This window comes from Escherichia sp. Marseille-Q3837, assembly GCF_916618735.1.
In the GTDB taxonomy this organism is placed as follows: domain Bacteria; phylum Pseudomonadota; class Gammaproteobacteria; order Enterobacterales; family Enterobacteriaceae; genus Escherichia; species Escherichia ruysiae.
In genome coordinates, this window is sequence record NZ_CAKAKC010000001.1 from 1,213,636 (window position 1) to 1,233,531 (window position 19,896).

A 19,896-nucleotide genomic window follows, 5' to 3' on the forward strand; every position below is an offset into this window, starting at 1 on the left:
CGTTAGCTGAATTTTTTGCGAAAAACTCAGCTAACGCCCCTAACGGGGCATCCTTATTTTTCGCCCGCATTGTAACGAAAACGTTTGCGCAACGCTCGCGAATTTTTCTCTTTCAATGGTGATCACAATTTTGACAGTGGTTACCGTGGGAAAAATACAGAAATTACATTGATGATTGTGGATAACTCTGTGCGTAAAAAGGTATAAAGCGGGGGTTTGCTGGGGAATGCAGCAGTCAGTCATTTTTTTGCAATTTTTCTATTGCGGCCTCAGGAGAACTCCCTATAATGCGCCTCCATCGACACGGCGGATGTGAATCACTTCACACAAACAGCCGGTTAGGTTGAAGAGAAAAATCCTGAAATTCAGGGTTGACTCTGAAAGAGGAGAGCGTAATATACGCCACCTCGCGACAGTGAGCTGAAAGCCGCGTCGCAACTGCTCTTTAACAATTTATCAGACAATCTGTGTGGGCACTCGAAGATACGGATTCTTAACGTCGCAAGACGAAAAATGAATACCAAGTCTCAAGAGTGAACACGTAATTCATTACGAAGTTTAATTCTTTGAGCATCAAACTTTTAAATTGAAGAGTTTGATCATGGCTCAGATTGAACGCTGGCGGCAGGCCTAACACATGCAAGTCGAACGGTAACAGGAAACAGCTTGCTGTTTCGCTGACGAGTGGCGGACGGGTGAGTAATGTCTGGGAAACTGCCTGATGGAGGGGGATAACTACTGGAAACGGTAGCTAATACCGCATAACGTCGCAAGACCAAAGAGGGGGACCTTCGGGCCTCTTGCCATCGGATGTGCCCAGATGGGATTAGCTAGTAGGTGGGGTAACGGCTCACCTAGGCGACGATCCCTAGCTGGTCTGAGAGGATGACCAGCCACACTGGAACTGAGACACGGTCCAGACTCCTACGGGAGGCAGCAGTGGGGAATATTGCACAATGGGCGCAAGCCTGATGCAGCCATGCCGCGTGTATGAAGAAGGCCTTCGGGTTGTAAAGTACTTTCAGCGGGGAGGAAGGGAGTAAAGTTAATACCTTTGCTCAATGACGTTACCCGGAAAAGAAGCACCAGGTAAATCCGTGAAAGCAGCGGCGGTATCACTGTGGGTGCAAGCGTTAATCGGAATTACTGGGCGTAAAGCGCACGGAGGCGGTCTATTAAGTCTGAGGTGAAAGCCCCGGGCTCAACCTGGGAACTGCATCTGATACTGGCAGGCTTGAGTCTCGTAGAGGGGGGTAGAATTCCAGGTGTAGCGGTGAAATGCGTAGAGATCTGGAGGAATACCGGTGGCGAAGGCGGCCCCCTGGACGAAGACTGACGCTCAGGTGCGAAAGCGTGGGGAGCAAACAGGATTAGATACCCTGGTAGTCCACGCCGTAAACGATGTCGACTTGGAGGTTGTGCCCTTGAGGCGTGGCTTCCGGAGCTAACGCGTTAAGTCGACCGCCTGGGGAGTACGGCCGCAAGGTTAAAACTCAAATGAATTGACGGGGGCCCGCACAAGCGGTGGAGCATGTGGTTTAATTCGATGCAACGCGAAGAACCTTACCTGGTCTTGACATCCACAGAACTTTCCAGAGATGGATTGGTGCCTTCGGGAACTGTGAGACAGGTGCTGCATGGCTGTCGTCAGCTCGTGTTGTGAAATGTTGGGTTAAGTCCCGCAACGAGCGCAACCCTTATCCTTTGTTGCCAGCGGTTTGGCCGGGAACTCAAAGGAGACTGCCAGTGATAAACTGGAGGAAGGTGGGGATGACGTCAAGTCATCATGGCCCTTACGACCAGGGCTACACACGTGCTACAATGGCGCATACAAAGAGAAGCGACCTCGCGAGAGCAAGCGGACCTCATAAAGTGCGTCGTAGTCCGGATTGGAGTCTGCAACTCGACTCCATGAAGTCGGAATCGCTAGTAATCGTGGATCAGAATGCCACGGTGAATACGTTCCCGGGCCTTGTACACACCGCCCGTCACACCATGGGAGTGGGTTGCAAAAGAAGTAGGTAGCTTAACCTTCGGGAGGGCGCTTACCACTTTGTGATTCATGACTGGGGTGAAGTCGTAACAAGGTAACCGTAGGGGAACCTGCGGTTGGATCACCTCCTTACCTTAAAGAAACGTACTTTGAAGTGCTCACACAGATTGTCTGATAGAAAGTGAAAAGCAAGGCGTCTTGCGAAGCAGACTGATACGTCCCCTTCGTCTAGAGGCCCAGGACACCGCCCTTTCACGGCGGTAACAGGGGTTCGAATCCCCTAGGGGACGCCACTTGCTGGTTTGTGAGTGAAAGTCACCTGCCTTAATATCTCAAAACTCATCTTCGGGTGATGTTTGAGATATTTGCTCTTTAAAAATCTGGATCAAGCTGAAAATTGAAACACTGAACAACGAAAGTTGTTCGTGAGTCTCTCAAATTTTCGCAACACGATGGTGTTTTACGAAACATCTTCGGGTTGTGAGGTTAAGCGACTAAGCGTACACGGTGGATGCCCTGGCAGTCAGAGGCGATGAAGGACGTGCTAATCTGCGATAAGCGTCGGTAAGGTGATATGAACCGTTATAACCGGCGATTTCCGAATGGGGAAACCCAGTGTGATTCGTCACACTATCATTAACTGAATCCATAGGTTAATGAAGCGAACCGGGGGAACTGAAACATCTAAGTACCCCGAGGAAAAGAAATCAACCGAGATTCCCCCAGTAGCGGCGAGCGAACGGGGAGCAGCCCAGAGCCTGAATCAGTGTGTGTGTTAGTGGAAGCGTCTGGAAAGGCGCGCGATACAGGGTGACAGCCCCGTACACAAAAATGCACATACTGTGAGCTCGATGAGTAGGGCGGGACACGTGGTATCCTGTCTGAATATGGGGGGACCATCCTCCAAGGCTAAATACTCCTGACTGACCGATAGTGAACCAGTACCGTGAGGGAAAGGCGAAAAGAACCCCGGCGAGGGGAGTGAAAAAGAACCTGAAACCGTGTACGTACAAGCAGTGGGAGCCTCTTTTATGGGGTGACTGCGTACCTTTTGTATAATGGGTCAGCGACTTATATTCTGTAGCAAGGTTAACCGAATAGGGGAGCCGAAGGGAAACCGAGTCTTAACTGGGCGTTAAGTTGCAGGGTATAGACCCGAAACCCGGTGATCTAGCCATGGGCAGGTTGAAGGTTGGGTAACACTAACTGGAGGACCGAACCGACTAATGTTGAAAAATTAGCGGATGACTTGTGGCTGGGGGTGAAAGGCCAATCAAACCGGGAGATAGCTGGTTCTCCCCGAAAGCTATTTAGGTAGCGCCTCGTGAATTCATCTCCGGGGGTAGAGCACTGTTTCGGCAAGGGGGTCATCCCGACTTACCAACCCGATGCAAACTGCGAATACCGGAGAATGTTATCACGGGAGACACACGGCGGGTGCTAACGTCCGTCGTGAAGAGGGAAACAACCCAGACCGCCAGCTAAGGTCCCAAAGTCATGGTTAAGTGGGAAACGATGTGGGAAGGCCCAGACAGCCAGGATGTTGGCTTAGAAGCAGCCATCATTTAAAGAAAGCGTAATAGCTCACTGGTCGAGTCGGCCTGCGCGGAAGATGTAACGGGGCTAAACCATGCACCGAAGCTGCGGCAGCGACACTATGTGTTGTTGGGTAGGGGAGCGTTCTGTAAGCCTGTGAAGGTGTGCTGTGAGGCATGCTGGAGGTATCAGAAGTGCGAATGCTGACATAAGTAACGATAAAGCGGGTGAAAAGCCCGCTCGCCGGAAGACCAAGGGTTCCTGTCCAACGTTAATCGGGGCAGGGTGAGTCGACCCCTAAGGCGAGGCCGAAAGGCGTAGTCGATGGGAAACAGGTTAATATTCCTGTACTTGGTGTTACTGCGAAGGGGGGACGGAGAAGGCTATGTTGGCCGGGCGACGGTTGTCCCGGTTTAAGCGTGTAGGCTGGTTTTCCAGGCAAATCCGGAAAATCAAGGCTGAGGCGTGATGACGAGGCACTACGGTGCTGAAGCAACAAATGCCCTGCTTCCAGGAAAAGCCTCTAAGCATCAGGTAACATCAAATCGTACCCCAAACCGACACAGGTGGTCAGGTAGAGAATACCAAGGCGCTTGAGAGAACTCGGGTGAAGGAACTAGGCAAAATGGTGCCGTAACTTCGGGAGAAGGCACGCTGATATGTAGGTGAAGTGATTTACTCATGGAGCTGAAATCAGTCGAAGATACCAGCTGGCTGCAACTGTTTATTAAAAACACAGCACTGTGCAAACACGAAAGTGGACGTATACGGTGTGACGCCTGCCCGGTGCCGGAAGGTTAATTGATGGGGTCAGCGCAAGCGAAGCTCTTGATCGAAGCCCCGGTAAACGGCGGCCGTAACTATAACGGTCCTAAGGTAGCGAAATTCCTTGTCGGGTAAGTTCCGACCTGCACGAATGGCGTAATGATGGCCAGGCTGTCTCCACCCGAGACTCAGTGAAATTGAACTCGCTGTGAAGATGCAGTGTACCCGCGGCAAGACGGAAAGACCCCGTGAACCTTTACTATAGCTTGACACTGAACATTGAGCCTTGATGTGTAGGATAGGTGGGAGGCTTTGAAGTGTGGACGCCAGTCTGCATGGAGCCGACCTTGAAATACCACCCTTTAATGTTTGATGTTCTAACGTTGACCCGTGATCCGGGTTGCGGACAGTGTCTGGTGGGTAGTTTGACTGGGGCGGTCTCCTCCTAAAGAGTAACGGAGGAGCACGAAGGTTGGCTAATCCTGGTCGGACATCAGGAGGTTAGTGCAATGGCATAAGCCAGCTTGACTGCGAGCGTGACGGCGCGAGCAGGTGCGAAAGCAGGTCATAGTGATCCGGTGGTTCTGAATGGAAGGGCCATCGCTCAACGGATAAAAGGTACTCCGGGGATAACAGGCTGATACCGCCCAAGAGTTCATATCGACGGCGGTGTTTGGCACCTCGATGTCGGCTCATCACATCCTGGGGCTGAAGTAGGTCCCAAGGGTATGGCTGTTCGCCATTTAAAGTGGTACGCGAGCTGGGTTTAGAACGTCGTGAGACAGTTCGGTCCCTATCTGCCGTGGGCGCTGGAGAACTGAGGGGGGCTGCTCCTAGTACGAGAGGACCGGAGTGGACGCATCACTGGTGTTCGGGTTGTCATGCCAATGGCACTGCCCGGTAGCTAAATGCGGAAGAGATAAGTGCTGAAAGCATCTAAGCACGAAACTTGCCCCGAGATGAGTTCTCCCTGACTCCCTGAGAGTCCTGAAGGAACGTTGAAGACGACGACGTTGATAGGCCGGGTGTGTAAGCGCAGCGATGCGTTGAGCTAACCGGTACTAATGAACCGTGAGGCTTAACCTTACAACGCCGAAGCTGTTTTGGCGGATGAGAGAAGATTTTCAGCCTGATACAGATTAAATCGACATGTCGGAACAGGACATGTTGATAAACAGAATTTGCCTGGCGGCCGTAGCGCGGTGGTCCCACCTGACCCCATGCCGAACTCAGAAGTGAAACGCCGTAGCGCCGATGGTAGTGTGGGGTCTCCCCATGCGAGAGTAGGGAACTGCCAGGCATCAAATAAAACGAAAGGCTCAGTCGAAAGACTGGGCCTTTCGTTTTATCTGTTGTTTGTCGGTGAACGCTCTCCTGAGCAGGACAAATCCGCCGGGAGCGGATTTGAACGTTGCGAAGCAACGGCCCGGAGGGTGGCGGGAAGGACGCCCGCCATAAACTGCCAGGCATCAGATAAAGCAGAAGGCCAGTCGGAAGACTGGGCCTTTTTGCGCTGGTGCAAAAAATGCCGAATGCGACGCTGGCGCGTCTTGTCCGGTCTACGCAGGCACGGTAGGGGGCAACAGTGCATTATTCCCCCACATACGCCAGATTCAGCAATGGATACGGTTTTCCCAGATCGTCCACTTCAGAACGCCCGGTAACCGTAAACCCCATCTTCTTATAGAACCCCACCGCCTGCTCATTTTGCTCATTAACGTTGGTTGTCAGTTCCGGGGCCATTGAGAGCGCATGCTTCACCAGCATCCGACCCACGCCGCAGCCACGCACATCAGGATCGATAAACAGCGCATCCATATGCTGTCCGCTTAGCAACATAAACCCAACCGGCCGATCCCGCTCATTAACCGCGACCCACAATGGCGCTTCCGGCAGAAACGAACGTACCAGCTCTTCCAGCTCGGCCCGATACTCTGCTGATAAAAAATCATGGGTGGCATCGACAGAACGACACCAAATTGCAACCAGCTCTTCCCCTTCCTCATGCCGTGAGCGGCGAATACTAATAACCATTTTCTCTCCTTTTATTGGTGCTTATATCCTAACGCAATCTTTTCCTTGAAACTTTCTCACCTTTGACATGCAGGCTCGACATTGGCAAATTTTCTGGTTATCTTCAGCTATCTGGATGTCTAAACGTATAAGCGTATGTAAAGAGGTAATCAGGTTATGCCGATTCGTGTGCCGGACGAGCTGCCCGCCGTCAATTTCTTGCGTGAAGAAAATGTCTTTGTGATGACAACTTCTCGCGCGTCTGGTCAGGAAATTCGTCCGCTAAAGGTGCTTATCCTTAACCTGATGCCGAAGAAGATCGAAACTGAAAATCAGTTTTTACGCCTGCTTTCAAACTCACCTTTGCAGGTCGATATTCAGCTGTTGCGCATCGATTCCCGTGAATCGCGCAACACGCCCGCAGAGCATCTGAATAATTTTTACTGTAACTTTGAAGATATTCAGGAACAAAACTTTGACGGTCTGATTGTAACTGGCGCGCCACTGGGTCTGGTGGAGTTTAATGACGTCGCTTACTGGCCGCAGATCAAACAGGTGCTGGAGTGGTCGAAAGATCACGTCACCTCAACGCTGTTTGTCTGTTGGGCGGTTCAGGCCGCGCTCAATATCCTCTACGGCATTCCTAAGCAAACCCGCACCGACAAACTCTCTGGCGTTTACGAGCATCATATTCTCCATCCCCATGCGCTTCTGACGCGTGGCTTTGATGATTCATTTCTGGCGCCACATTCGCGTTATGCAGACTTTCCGGCAGCGTTGATTCGTGATTACACCGATCTGGAAATTCTGGCGGAGACAGAAGAAGGGGACGCATATCTGTTTGCCAGCAAAGATAAGCGCATTGCCTTTGTAACGGGGCATCCGGAATACGATGCGCAAACGCTGGCACAGGAATATTTCCGCGATGTGGAAGCCGGGCTAAATCCGGATGTTCCGTATAACTATTTCCCGCACAACGACCCGCAAAACAAACCGCGAGCGAGCTGGCGTAGCCACGGCAATTTGCTGTTTACCAACTGGCTCAACTATTACGTTTACCAGATCACGCCATACGATCTACGCCATATGAATCCTACGCTGGATTAATCTTCTGCTGAGCTCGATCGTTAAGCGATTCAGCACCTTACCTCAGGCACCTTCGGGTGCCTTTTTTATTTCCGAAACACACCGCAACAGGTGAATAAATTTTATTCTTATTGTTATCAGTAAGTTAAATGCAATTTAAATTAAAAATGGAAATTGTTTTTGATTTTGCATTTTAAATGAGTAGTCTTAGTTGTGCTGAACGAAAAGCGCACAACGATCCTTCGTTCACAGTGGGGAAGTTTTCGGATCCATGACGAGGAGCTGCACGATGACTGAACAGGCAACAACAACCGATGAACTGGCTTTCACAATGCCGTATGGCGAGCAGGAGAAGCAAATCCTTACTGCCGAAGCGGTAGAATTTCTGACTGAGCTGGTGACGCATTTTACGCCACAACGCAATAAACTTCTGGCAGCGCGCATTCAGCAGCAGCAGGAAATTGATAACGGAACGTTGCCTGATTTTATTTCGGAAACAGCTTCCATTCGTGATGGCGGTTGGAAAATTCGCGGGATTCCTGCGGACTTAGAAGATCGCCGCGTAGAGATTACCGGACCCGTTGAGCGCAAGATGGTGATCAACGCGCTGAACGCCAATGTGAAAGTCTTTATGGCCGATTTCGAGGATTCACTGGCTCCGGACTGGAACAAAGTGATCGACGGGCAAATTAACCTGCGTGATGCGGTTAACGGCACCATCAGTTACACCAACGAATCCGGCAAAATTTATCAACTCAAACCCAATCCGGCTGTTTTAATTTGTCGGGTACGCGGTCTGCACTTGCCGGAAAAACATGTCACCTGGCGCGGCGAAGCGATCCCTGGCAGCCTGTTTGATTTTGCCCTCTATTTCTTCCACAACTACCAGGCGCTATTAGCAAAAGGCAGCGGTCCCTATTTCTATCTGCCGAAAACCCAGTCCTGGCAGGAAGCGGCCTGGTGGAGCGAAGTCTTTAGCTATGCCGAAGATCGCTTTAATCTGCCGCGCGGCACTATCAAGGCGACGTTGCTGATCGAAACGCTGCCTGCCGTGTTCCAGATGGACGAAATTCTCTATGCGTTGCGCGACCATATTGTGGGTCTGAATTGCGGTCGCTGGGATTACATCTTCAGCTATATCAAAACGTTGAAAAACTATTCCGATCGTGTCCTGCCAGACAGACAGGCTGTGACGATGGATAAACCGTTCCTTAATGCCTACTCACGCCTGTTAATCAAAACCTGCCATAAACGCGGCGCATTTGCGATGGGCGGCATGGCGGCGTTTATTCCGAGCAAAGATGAAGAGCGCAATAACCAGGTGCTCAACAAAGTGAAAGCGGATAAATCGCTGGAAGCGAATAACGGTCACGATGGCACATGGATCGCCCATCCAGGCCTTGCGGATACCGCAATGGCGGTTTTCAACGACATCCTCGGCTCCCGCAAAAATCAGCTTGAGGTGATGCGCGAACAAGACGCGCCGATTACCGCCGATCAACTGCTGGTACCTTGTGACGGTGATCGCACCGAAGAGGGTATGCGCGCCAATATTCGCGTAGCTGTCCAGTACATCGAAGCATGGATCTCCGGCAACGGTTGTGTGCCGATTTATGGCCTGATGGAAGATGCGGCGACGGCTGAAATCTCCCGTACTTCCATCTGGCAGTGGATCCATCATCAAAAAACCTTGAGTAATGGCAAACCGGTGACCAAAGCCCTGTTCCGCCAGATGCTGGGGGAAGAGATGAAGGTCATTGCCAGCGAACTGGGCGAAGAACGTTTTTCCCAGGGGCGTTTTGACGACGCCGCACGCCTGATGGAACAGATCACCACTTCTGATGAGTTAATTGATTTCCTGACCCTGCCAGGCTACCGCCTGTTAGCGTAAACCACCACATAACTATGGAGCATCTGCACATGAAAACCCGTACACAACAAATTGAAGAATTACAGAAAGAGTGGACTCAACCGCGTTGGGAAGGCATTACCCGTCCGTACAGCGCGGAAGATGTGGTGAAATTACGCGGTTCGGTCAATCCGGAATGTACGCTGGCGCAACTGGGGGCGGCGAAAATGTGGCGTCTGCTGCACGGCGAGTCGAAAAAAGGCTACATCAACAGCCTCGGTGCACTGACTGGCGGTCAGGCGCTGCAACAGGCGAAAGCGGGTATCGAAGCGGTTTACCTGTCTGGCTGGCAGGTAGCGGCGGACGCTAACCTGGCGGCCAGCATGTATCCGGACCAGTCGCTCTACCCGGCAAACTCGGTGCCTGCAGTGGTGGAGCGGATCAACAACACCTTCCGTCGTGCGGATCAGATCCAGTGGTCTGCTGGCATTGAGCCGGGCGATCCGCGCTATGTCGATTACTTCCTGCCGATCGTTGCCGATGCGGAAGCCGGTTTTGGCGGTGTACTTAATGCCTTTGAACTGATGAAAGCGATGATTGAAGCCGGTGCAGCGGCAGTTCACTTCGAAGATCAGCTGGCATCAGTGAAGAAATGCGGTCACATGGGCGGCAAAGTTTTGGTGCCAACTCAGGAAGCTATTCAGAAACTAGTCGCGGCGCGTCTGGCTGCTGACGTGACGGGCGTTCCAACCCTACTGGTTGCTCGTACCGATGCCGATGCGGCGGATCTGATTACCTCCGATTGCGACCCGTATGACAGCGAATTTATTACCGGCGAGCGTACCAGTGAAGGCTTCTTCCGTACTCATGCGGGCATTGAGCAAGCGATCAGCCGTGGTCTGGCGTATGCGCCGTATGCCGACCTGGTTTGGTGTGAAACTTCCACGCCAGACCTGGAACTGGCGCGTCGCTTTGCGGAAGCTATCCACGCGAAATATCCGGGCAAGCTGCTGGCTTATAACTGTTCGCCGTCGTTCAACTGGCAGAAAAACCTCGACGACAAAACTATTGCCAGCTTCCAGCAGCAGTTGTCGGATATGGGCTACAAATTCCAGTTCATCACCCTGGCCGGTATCCACAGCATGTGGTTCAACATGTTCGACCTGGCAAACGCCTATGCGCAGGGTGAAGGTATGAAGCACTATGTTGAGAAAGTGCAGCAACCGGAATTTGCTGCCGCGAAAGATGGCTATACCTTCGTTTCTCACCAGCAGGAAGTGGGTACGGGTTACTTCGATAAAGTGACGACCATTATTCAGGGCGGCACGTCGTCAGTTACCGCGCTGACCGGCTCCACCGAAGAATCGCAGTTCTAAGCAACCTACAAACGTTGCTGACTGTAGGCCGGATAAGGCGTTTACGCCGCATCCGGCAATCAGCGCCTGATGCGACGCTGACGCGTCTTATCATGCCTACAAATGTTGCTGACTGTAGGCCGGATAAGGCGTTCACGCCGCATCCGGCAATCGGCGCATGATGCCTGATGTGACGCTTGCGCGTCTTTTCCGGCAATTCTCTGCTCCCTGATGAGGGCGACAAATGCCGCGTGGCCTGGAATTACTGATTGCACAAACGATTTTGCAAGGTTTTGACGCCCAGTATGGTCGATTCCTCGAAGTGACTTCCGGGGCGCAGCAGCGTTTCGAACAAGCCGACTGGCACGCTGTCCAGCAGGCGATGAAAAACCGTATCCATCTTTATGATCATCACGTTGGTCTGGTGGTGGAGCAATTGCGCTGTATCACCAACGGGCAAAGCACGGACGCGGCATTTTTACTACACGTCAAAGAGCATTACACCCGGCTGTTGCCGGATTACCCGCGCTTCGAGATTGCGGAGAGCTTTTTTAACTCCGTGTACTGTCGGTTATTTGACCACCGCTCGCTTACTCCCGAGCGGCTTTTTATCTTTAGCTCCCAGCCAGAGCGCCGCTTTCGTACCATTCCACGCCCACTGGCGAAAGATTTCTACCCCGATCACGGCTGGGAATCTTTGCTGATGCGCGTTATCAGTGACCTGCCGTTGCGTCTGCGCTGGCAAAATAAAAGCCGTGACATTCATTACATCATTCGCCATCTGACGGAAACGCTGGGGACAGACAACCTCGCCGAAAGCCATCTACAGGTGGCGAACGAACTGTTTTATCGCAATAAAGCCGCCTGGCTGGTGGGCAAACTGATCACGCCTTCCGGCACGTTGCCATTTTTGCTGCCGATCCACCAGACGGACGACGGCGAGTTGTTTATTGATACCTGCCTGACGACGACCGCCGAAGCGAGCATCGTCTTTGGCTTCGCGCGATCCTATTTTATGGTTTACGCTCCGCTGCCTGCTGCGCTGGTCGAATGGTTACGGGAAATTCTGCCGGGAAAAACCACCGCAGAACTGTATATGGCTATCGGCTGCCAGAAACACGCCAAAACCGAAAGTTACCGCGAATATCTCGTTTATCTACAGGGCTGTAATGAACAGTTTATTGAAGCGCCGGGCATTCGTGGAATGGTGATGCTGGTGTTCACGCTACCGGGTTTTGATCGGGTATTCAAAGTGATCAAAGATAAATTCGCGCCGCAGAAAGAGATGTCTGCTGCTCATGTCCGCGCCTGCTATCAACTGGTTAAGGAACACGATCGTGTTGGCCGAATGGCGGATACCCAGGAATTTGAAAACTTTGTACTAGAGAAGCGGCATATTTCCCCGGCATTAATGGAATTACTGCTCCAGGAAGCGCCGGAAAAAATCACCGATCTTGGAGAACAAATTGTGATTCGCCATCTCTATATCGAACGGCGGATGGTGCCGCTCAATATCTGGCTTGAGCAAGTTGAAGGGCAGCAACTGCGCGACGCTATTGAAGAGTATGGCAACGCCATTCGCCAGCTTGCCGCCGCCAATATCTTCCCAGGCGACATGCTATTTAAAAACTTTGGCGTCACTCGTCACGGTCGCGTGGTGTTTTATGATTACGACGAAATTTGCTACATGACGGAAGTTAATTTCCGTGACATCCCGCCGCCGCGCTACCCGGAAGACGAACTCGCCAGCGAACCGTGGTACAGCGTCTCGCCAGGCGATGTTTTCCCGGAAGAGTTCCGTCACTGGTTATGTGCCGATCCGCGCATTGGCTCGCTGTTTGAAGATATGCACGCTGACTTGTTCCGCGCCGATTATTGGCGCGCCTTACAAAAACGTATCCGTGAGGGGCATGTAGAAGATGTCTATGCTTATCGGCGCAGGCAGCGGTTTAGCGTGCGGTTTGTATAAATCGGAGGCGAAAAGTTACCGCATTCCACCATATGCCAGCGTCACTTCCTTCGCCGCTTTAATCACCATCGCGCCGAACTCGGTTACGCGGTCATCGGTAATACGTGAAATCGGCCCGGAAATCGAAATTGCGGCAAACGGTTCGCGGTGCTCATCGAAAATACACGCCGCGAGACAACGCAGTCCCAGCGCATGTTCCTCATCATCAAACGAATAACCTCGTTTGCGCGTTTGCGCGAGATCTTCTTTTAAATGCACAGGAGAAACCAGCGTTGCGTGGGTATAGGCATGTAAACCTTTGCGATGCAGCAGCTTCGTCACCTGGTCTTCGCTCAGTTGGGCTAAAAAGGCTTTACCGGCACCGGAAGCGTGCATCGGTAATTTACCGCCGATAGGGGCGGACATACGCATCAGATGCGTACACTGTACCTGGTCGATAATAATCGCTTCGTGATCGCTTTGATCGAGCACCGCCATATTGACCGTTTCGCCAGACTCTTCCATCAGATTACGCAGAATAGGATGGACAATAGCTAACAAATTACGGCTCTGGAGAAAGCTGCTGCCGACCATAAAAGCATGTGCGCCTATCGCCCAGTGACCCAGTTCGCCAACCTGACGGACAAAGCCTTGTTGCTGCATGGTTGTGAGCAATCGATGGGTAGTAGAGTTGGGTAATCCGGCTTGTTGCGCCAGTTCGGTTAACGCCACGCTGCCATTGGATTCGGCAATCCACTCCAGTAATTTCAGCCCACGCGTTAAAGACTGAACCTGTCCAGTCGCAGGTGTGGTGGCAACGGCGGGTTTTCTGCCGCGTTTTGCGGGAATGGGTGCGACCATGACAGCCTCCTTTTTCTGTATTGTGGAAATCATTTTCATTTTTATTGTTAGCTAATGCAATAGTTACTGAACTGATCCGATGAGTTAATGTTGAACAAATCTCATGTTGTGTGGTGGTCGCTTTTACCGCAGATGCGTTTATGCCAGTATGGTTTGTTGAATTTTTATTAAATCTGGGTTGAGCGTGTCGGGAGCAAGTGTGAGCAGCAAAGTGGAACAACTGCGTGCGCAGTTAAATGAACGTATTCTGGTGCTGGACGGCGGTATGGGCACCATGATCCAGAGCTATCGACTGAACGAAGCCGATTTTCGTGGTGAACGCTTTGCCGACTGGCCATGCGATCTCAAAGGCAACAACGACCTGCTGGTGCTCAGTAAACCGGACGTGATCGCCGCTATCCACAACGCTTACTTTGAAGCAGGCGCGGATATCATCGAAACCAACACCTTCAACTCCACGACCATTGCGATGGCGGATTACCAGATGGAATCCCTGTCGGCAGAGATCAACTTTGCTGCGGCGAAACTGGCGCGTGCCTGTGCCGACGAGTGGAGCGCCCGCACGCCGGATAAACCGCGCTATGTTGCCGGCGTTCTCGGCCCAACCAACCGCACAGCATCTATTTCTCCGGACGTAAACGATCCGGCATTCCGTAACATCTCCTTTGATCAGCTGGTGGCAGCCTATCGCGAATCCACCAAAGCACTGGTGGAAGGCGGTGTAGACCTGATTCTGATTGAAACCGTCTTCGACACCCTCAACGCCAAAGCGGCGGTATTTGCGGTGAAAACGGAGTTTGAAGCCCTGGGCGTTGAACTGCCGATTATGATCTCCGGCACCATTACCGACGCCTCCGGGCGCACGCTCTCCGGGCAAACCACTGAAGCGTTTTACAACTCTCTGCGCCATGCCGAAGCCCTGACTTTCGGCCTCAACTGTGCACTGGGGCCAGACGAACTGCGCCAGTACGTTCAGGAGCTGTCGCGTATAGCAGAATGTTACGTCACTGCGCACCCGAACGCCGGGCTGCCTAACGCCTTTGGTGAATACGATCTCGACGCTGACACGATGGCAAAGCAGATTCGCGAATGGGCGCAAGCGGGCTTCCTGAATATCGTCGGCGGTTGCTGCGGCACTACTCCTCAACATATTGCGGCGATGAGCCGTGCAGTAGAAGGATTAGCGCCGCGCAAATTGCCGGAGATCCCCGTAGCCTGCCGTTTATCAGGCCTGGAGCCGCTGAACATTGGCGACGATAGCCTGTTTGTGAACGTGGGTGAACGCACCAACGTCACCGGTTCCGCTAAGTTCAAACGCCTGATCAAAGAAGAGAAATACAGCGAGGCGCTGGACGTGGCGCGTCAGCAGGTGGAAAACGGCGCACAGATTATCGATATCAATATGGATGAAGGGATGCTCGACGCCGAAGCGGCGATGGTGCGTTTCCTCAACCTGATTGCGGGTGAACCGGATATCGCTCGCGTGCCGATTATGATCGACTCCTCAAAATGGGAGGTCATTGAAAAAGGTCTGAAGTGTATTCAGGGCAAAGGCATTGTTAACTCTATCTCAATGAAAGAGGGCGTCGATGCCTTTATCCATCACGCGAAACTGTTGCGTCGTTACGGTGCAGCAGTGGTGGTGATGGCCTTTGACGAACAGGGACAGGCCGATACCCGCGCGCGGAAAATCGAGATTTGCCGTCGGGCGTACAAAATCCTCACCGAAGAGGTTGGCTTTCCGCCGGAAGATATCATCTTTGACCCGAACATCTTCGCGGTCGCAACCGGTATTGAAGAGCACAACAACTACGCGCAGGACTTTATCGGCGCGTGTGAAGACATCAAACGCGAACTGCCGCACGCGCTGATTTCCGGCGGCGTTTCCAACGTTTCCTTCTCGTTCCGTGGTAACGATCCGGTACGCGAAGCTATTCACGCAGTGTTTCTCTACTACGCCATCCGTAACGGTATGGATATGGGGATCGTCAACGCCGGGCAACTGGCAATTTACGACGATCTACCCGCCGAGCTGCGCGACGCGGTGGAGGATGTGATCCTCAACCGACGCGACGATGGCACTGAGCGTTTACTGGAGCTTGCCGAGAAATATCGCGGCAGCAAAACCGACGACACCGCTAACGCCCAGCAGGCGGAGTGGCGCTCGTGGGAAGTGAATAAACGTCTGGAATACTCGCTGGTAAAAGGCATTACCGAGTTTATCGAGCAGGATACCGAAGAAGCCCGCCAGCAGGCTACGCGCCCGATTGAAGTGATTGAGGGCCCGTTGATGGACGGCATGAACGTGGTCGGCGATCTGTTCGGCGAAGGAAAAATGTTCCTGCCGCAGGTGGTCAAATCGGCGCGCGTAATGAAGCAAGCGGTGGCGTATCTCGAACCGTTTATTGAAGCCAGCAAAGAGCAGGGCAAAACCAACGGCAAGATGGTTATCGCCACCGTGAAGGGCGACGTCCACGATATCGGTAAAAATATCGTTGGCGTGGTGCTGCAATGTAATAACTACGAAATTGTCGATCTCGGCGTGATGGTGCCTGCGGAAAAAATTCTCCGCACTGCCAAAGAAGTGAATGCCGATTTGATTGGTCTTTCGGGGCTGATCACGCCGTCGCTGGACGAAATGGTTAACGTGGCGAAAGAGATGGAGCGTCAAGGCTTTACTATTCCGCTATTGATTGGCGGTGCGACGACCTCAAAAGCGCACACGGCGGTGAAAATCGAGCAGAACTACAGCGGCCCGACGGTGTATGTGCAGAACGCTTCACGCACCGTTGGCGTCGTGGCGGCGCTGCTTTCCGATACTCAGCGTGATGACTTTGTCGCTCGTACCCGCAAAGAGTACGAAACCGTGCGTATTCAGCACGGGCGCAAGAAACCGCGCACGCCACCAGTCACGCTGGAAGCGGCGCGTGATAACGATTTCGCTTTTGACTGGCAGGCTTACACGCCGCCGGTGGCACACCGTCTCGGCGTGCAGGAAGTCGAAGCCAGCATCGAAACGCTGCGTAATTACATCGACTGGACGCCGTTCTTTATGACCTGGTCGCTGGCCGGGAAGTATCCGCGCATTCTGGAAGATGAAGTGGTAGGCGTTGAGGCGAAACGCCTGTTTAAAGACGCCAATGACATGCTGGATAAATTAAGCGCCGAAAAAACGCTGAATCCACGCGGCGTGGTTGGTCTGTTCCCGGCAAACCGTGTGGGCGACGACATTGAAATCTACCGCGACGAAACACGCACCAATGTGATCAACGTCAGCCACCATCTACGCCAACAGACGGAAAAAACCGGCTTCGCCAACTACTGCCTTGCGGATTTCGTGGCACCAAAGATTTCTGGTAAAGCGGATTACATTGGCGCATTTGCCGTGACTGGCGGGCTGGAAGAGGACGCGTTGGCAGAAGCGTTCGAAGCGCAGCACGATGATTACAACAAAATCATGGTGAAAGCCCTTGCCGACCGTCTGGCTGAAGCCTTTGCGGAGTATCTCCATGAGCGGGTACGTAAAGTTTACTGGGGTTATGCGCCGAACGAGAACCTCAGCAATGAAGAGCTGATCCGCGAAAACTATCAGGGAATCCGCCCGGCACCAGGCTACCCAGCCTGCCCGGAACACACGGAAAAAGCCACCATCTGGGAGCTGCTGGAAGTGGAAAAACACACCGGCATGAAACTCACGGAATCTTTCGCGATGTGGCCTGGTGCTTCAGTTTCGGGTTGGTATTTCAGCCACCCGGACAGCAAGTATTACGCCGTGGCGCAAATTCAGCGCGACCAGGTGGAAGACTATGCCCGCCGTAAAGGCATGAGCGTTGCTGATGTTGAACGCTGGCTGGCGCCGAATCTGGGGTATGACGCGGACTGATTCACAAATCTGTCACTTTTCCTTACAACAAACAGGGCGCTCAATGAGTGCCCTGTCTCTTTATTAATATGAAACACTTATACTGGTCTTATATCGAACCGGAAAAGCGCAGCTCGCCCCCTTCGGTATCTGTTTCAGGAGCATATAACGATAAGGAGAACCTGAACTCGTGTTAACACTGCTTCACCTGCTTTCTGCCGTCGCCCTGCTGGTCTGGGGGACTCATATTGTTCGTACCGGCGTAATGCGCGTCTTCGGTGCGCGCCTGCGTACCGTCCTCAGCCGGAGCGTCGAAAAGAAGCCGCTCGCCTTTTGCGCGGGGATAGGCGTTACCGCACTGGTACAGAGCAGTAATGCCACCACCATGCTGGTGACGTCGTTTGTCGCTCAGGATCTGGTTGCCCTTGCACCCGCGTTGGTCATTGTGCTGGGGGCAGATGTCGGGACGGCTCTAATGGCGCGTATTCTTACCTTCGATTTATCCTGGCTGTCACCGTTACTTATTTTTATCGGCGTGATTTTTTTCCTCGGACGCAAACAGTCGCGCGCCGGGCAACTGGGGCGCGTCGGTATCGGTCTTGGGCTGATTTTGCTGGCACTGGAGTTGATTGTGCAGGCAGTAACGCCGATCACCCAGGCTAACGGCGTTCAGGTGATCTTTGCCTCGCTGACTGGCGATATTTTACTGGATGCGCTGATTGGCGCGATGTTCGCCATTATCAGTTACTCCAGTCTTGCCGCCGTACTGCTGACCGCCACCCTGACCGCCGCAGGCATTATCTCCTTCCCGGTGGCGCTCTGCCTGGTCATCGGCGCTAACCTCGGCTCCGGCCTGCTGGCGATGCTCAACAACAGTGCCGCCAATGCCGCTGCACGTCGCGTGGCGCTGGGTAGCCTGCTGTTTAAGCTGGTGGGAAGCCTGATTATCCTGCCGTTTGTCCATGTTCTGGCTGAATCCATGGATAAACTGCCTTTGCCAAAAGCGGAACTGGTTATCTATTTCCACGTCTTCTACAACCTTGTGCGCTGTCTGGTAATGCTGCCATTTGTTGACCCGATGGCGCGGTTTTGCAAAACGATTATTCGCGATGAACCCGAACTGGACGCCCATCTGAAACCGAAACATCTGGACGTTAGCGCGCTGGATACGCCAACGCTCGCCCTGGCCAATGCGGCGCGCGAAACATTGCGCATCGGTGACGCAATGGAACAGATGATGGAAGGGCTGAATAAAGTGATGCACGGCGCGCCTCGTGAAGAGAAAGAGCTGCGCAAGTTGGCGGATGATATCAACGTGTTATATACCGCGATTAAACTTTACCTGGCGCGGATGCCAAAAGAGGAACTGGCGGAGGAAGAGTCTCGTCGCTGGGCGGAAATCATTGAAATGGCGCTCAATCTGGAACAGGCTTCCGATATTGTCGAGCGTATGGGCAGCGAAATTGCTGACAAATCGCTGGCAGCGCGGCGGGCATTTTCGATTGATGGGTTGAAGGAACTGGATGCGCTCTATGAGCAATTGCTCAGCAATTTAAAGCTGGCTATGTCGGTTTTCTTCTCTGGCGATGTCACCAGCGCCCGTCGTTTACGCCGCAGTAAGCATCGTTTTCGCATTCTTAATCGCCGTTATTCCCACGCTCACGTCGATCGCTTGCATCAGCAAAACGTGCAGAGTATTGAAACCAGTTCGTTACATTTAGGCTTGCTGGGAGATATGCAGCGTCTGAACTCGCTGTTTTGTTCGGTGGCTTACAGCGTGCTGGAACAGCCAGATGAAGATGAGGGGCGGGACGAGTATTAATACAGGAACCCTGTAGGCCTGATAAGACGCGTCAAGCGTCGCATCAGGCATTGTGTACAAGATGCCGGATAATGCATCCGGCAATTTACTTAAAAACGGTGCCCGGCTTCCAGCGGTACTGCTTCCTCACCCGCTTTAAACACATAGGTGGTATTCGGGCCGCCCAGCGTAGCGTGACCTTTACTCACCGTGATCCAGTTACCTTCCGGCAGACCAATAATCGTCAACTCTGGCGCAACCACCAGCAGTTCGCGAATACGCTGCTCGCGTGTTTCACCTTTGTGGCCTTCCGGCAGCGCGTTGGTGAAGTGCGGGTTGATTTGCAGCGGAAACAGATTTAGCGCATCGAAACCTTGCGGATCGACAATCGGCATATCGTTGGTGGTGCGGATAGTTGGGCAAGCGAGGTTAGCGCCTGCGCTCCAGCCAATATACAGCGCGCCGCGTTTCACCACGTCAACAATTGGTGCCAGCAGACCGCGCACACGACATTCCTTCAGTAACTGGAAAGTGTTGCCACCGCCGACAATCACGATTTCCGCATTTTCAATCGCGGCAACAGGATCGGCAACACTATGAATACCGGTGACAGAAACACCCAGCGGAGCGAGAACCGCAGCCGTTTTGGTGGTGTAATCATCCCAGGTTTGCGTTACGCCAGCGAAAGGAATAAACACCGCTGAACGGCGACCCTGCAACTGTTCAGCAATCAGCGGCAGCGCATGTTCCAGCCAGGCTTTTCCCGGCAGCGTCGAGTTACTCAATAAAAGCAGTTCCATTACTTCTCCGGTTAGTAAGAAATCACG

Annotated in this window: 9 protein-coding genes, 1 tRNA gene and 3 rRNA genes; 10 read left to right on the forward strand and 3 right to left on the reverse strand. The window is 52.8% G+C overall.

What is annotated here, in order from left to right; genetic code table 11:
- Positions 1–583 precede the first annotated feature (583 nt).
- The 4 genes from LG381_RS05695 to rrf all read left to right on the forward strand — a co-directional run bounded on the left by LG381_RS05695 (position 584) and on the right by rrf (position 5,594).
- Positions 584–2,125, forward strand: a 16S ribosomal RNA gene (locus tag LG381_RS05695).
- A gap of 85 nt (positions 2,126–2,210) precedes the next feature.
- A tRNA-Glu gene (locus LG381_RS05700) sits at positions 2,211–2,286 on the forward strand.
- 191 nt (positions 2,287–2,477) lie between these two features.
- Positions 2,478–5,380 (forward strand): 23S ribosomal RNA (locus tag LG381_RS05705).
- 98 nt (positions 5,381–5,478) lie between these two features.
- Positions 5,479–5,594 (forward strand): 5S ribosomal RNA (rrf, locus tag LG381_RS05710).
- Together the 16S, 23S and 5S rRNA genes with 1 tRNA gene alongside form the textbook arrangement of a ribosomal RNA operon.
- A 290-nt stretch (positions 5,595–5,884) precedes the next feature.
- On the opposite strand, the gene LG381_RS05715 is transcribed toward rrf, so the two are convergent.
- The gene (locus LG381_RS05715; protein ID WP_222680074.1) at positions 5,885–6,328 is read right to left on the reverse strand and encodes an acetyltransferase; all 444 of its coding nucleotides are present in this window, start codon (positions 6,326–6,328) and stop codon (positions 5,885–5,887) included.
- A gap of 156 nt (positions 6,329–6,484) precedes the next feature.
- Here LG381_RS05715 and metA point away from each other — a divergent pair, with 156 nt between their 5' ends.
- From metA to aceK, 4 genes are all read left to right on the forward strand, one after another.
- Positions 6,485–7,414, forward strand: coding sequence for a homoserine O-succinyltransferase (metA, locus tag LG381_RS05720; RefSeq protein ID WP_001122790.1), 930 nt, complete (start codon positions 6,485–6,487; stop codon positions 7,412–7,414).
- 268 nt (positions 7,415–7,682) lie between these two features.
- The gene (aceB, locus tag LG381_RS05725) at positions 7,683–9,284 is read left to right on the forward strand and encodes a malate synthase A (protein WP_225762121.1); all 1,602 of its coding nucleotides are present in this window, start codon (positions 7,683–7,685) and stop codon (positions 9,282–9,284) included.
- Positions 9,285–9,313: 29 nt separating this feature from the next.
- Positions 9,314–10,618, forward strand: coding sequence for an isocitrate lyase (aceA, locus tag LG381_RS05730; protein WP_000857853.1), 1,305 nt, complete (start codon positions 9,314–9,316; stop codon positions 10,616–10,618).
- Positions 10,619–10,841: 223 nt separating this feature from the next.
- Positions 10,842–12,566 (forward strand): bifunctional isocitrate dehydrogenase kinase/phosphatase, encoded by a 1,725-nt coding sequence (aceK, locus tag LG381_RS05735; RefSeq protein WP_001137207.1) that lies wholly within the window; start codon positions 10,842–10,844, stop codon positions 12,564–12,566.
- Positions 12,567–12,581: 15 nt separating this feature from the next.
- Here the strand turns inward: aceK and iclR are convergent, their stop codons facing one another.
- Complete coding sequence (gene iclR, locus LG381_RS05740) at positions 12,582–13,406, reverse strand: glyoxylate bypass operon transcriptional repressor IclR (protein WP_000226416.1); 825 nt, start codon at positions 13,404–13,406, stop codon at positions 12,582–12,584.
- A 199-nt stretch (positions 13,407–13,605) separates the two neighbouring features.
- Between iclR and metH the strand changes: the two genes are divergently transcribed.
- A complete protein-coding gene (gene metH / locus LG381_RS05745) occupies positions 13,606–17,289 on the forward strand; it encodes a methionine synthase (protein ID WP_225762122.1) in 3,684 nt (1,227 codons plus the stop codon).
- 169 nt (positions 17,290–17,458) lie between these two features.
- The gene (locus tag LG381_RS05750) at positions 17,459–19,090 is read left to right on the forward strand and encodes a Na/Pi cotransporter family protein (protein ID WP_000956836.1); all 1,632 of its coding nucleotides are present in this window, start codon (positions 17,459–17,461) and stop codon (positions 19,088–19,090) included.
- 89 nt (positions 19,091–19,179) lie between these two features.
- On the opposite strand, the gene pepE is transcribed toward LG381_RS05750, so the two are convergent.
- Entirely contained in the window at positions 19,180–19,869 is a 690-nt protein-coding gene (pepE, locus tag LG381_RS05755; RefSeq protein ID WP_032226505.1) for a dipeptidase PepE, read from the reverse strand.
- Between the last annotated feature and the right edge of the window lie 27 nt (positions 19,870–19,896).

What these genes read in the sequence shown, in the direction of transcription:
- LG381_RS05715 (WP_222680074.1), bottom strand. Translation starts at nt 6,328, where the DNA reads ATGGTTATTAGTATTCGCCGCTCACGGCATGAGGAAGGGGAAGAGCTG.
- metA (WP_001122790.1), top strand. Translation starts at nt 6,485, where the DNA reads ATGCCGATTCGTGTGCCGGACGAGCTGCCCGCCGTCAATTTCTTGCGT.
- aceB (WP_225762121.1), top strand. Translation starts at nt 7,683, where the DNA reads ATGACTGAACAGGCAACAACAACCGATGAACTGGCTTTCACAATGCCG.
- aceA (WP_000857853.1), top strand. Translation starts at nt 9,314, where the DNA reads ATGAAAACCCGTACACAACAAATTGAAGAATTACAGAAAGAGTGGACT.
- aceK (WP_001137207.1), top strand. Translation starts at nt 10,842, where the DNA reads ATGCCGCGTGGCCTGGAATTACTGATTGCACAAACGATTTTGCAAGGT.
- iclR (WP_000226416.1), bottom strand. Translation starts at nt 13,406, where the DNA reads ATGGTCGCACCCATTCCCGCAAAACGCGGCAGAAAACCCGCCGTTGCC.
- pepE (WP_032226505.1), bottom strand. Translation starts at nt 19,869, where the DNA reads ATGGAACTGCTTTTATTGAGTAACTCGACGCTGCCGGGAAAAGCCTGG.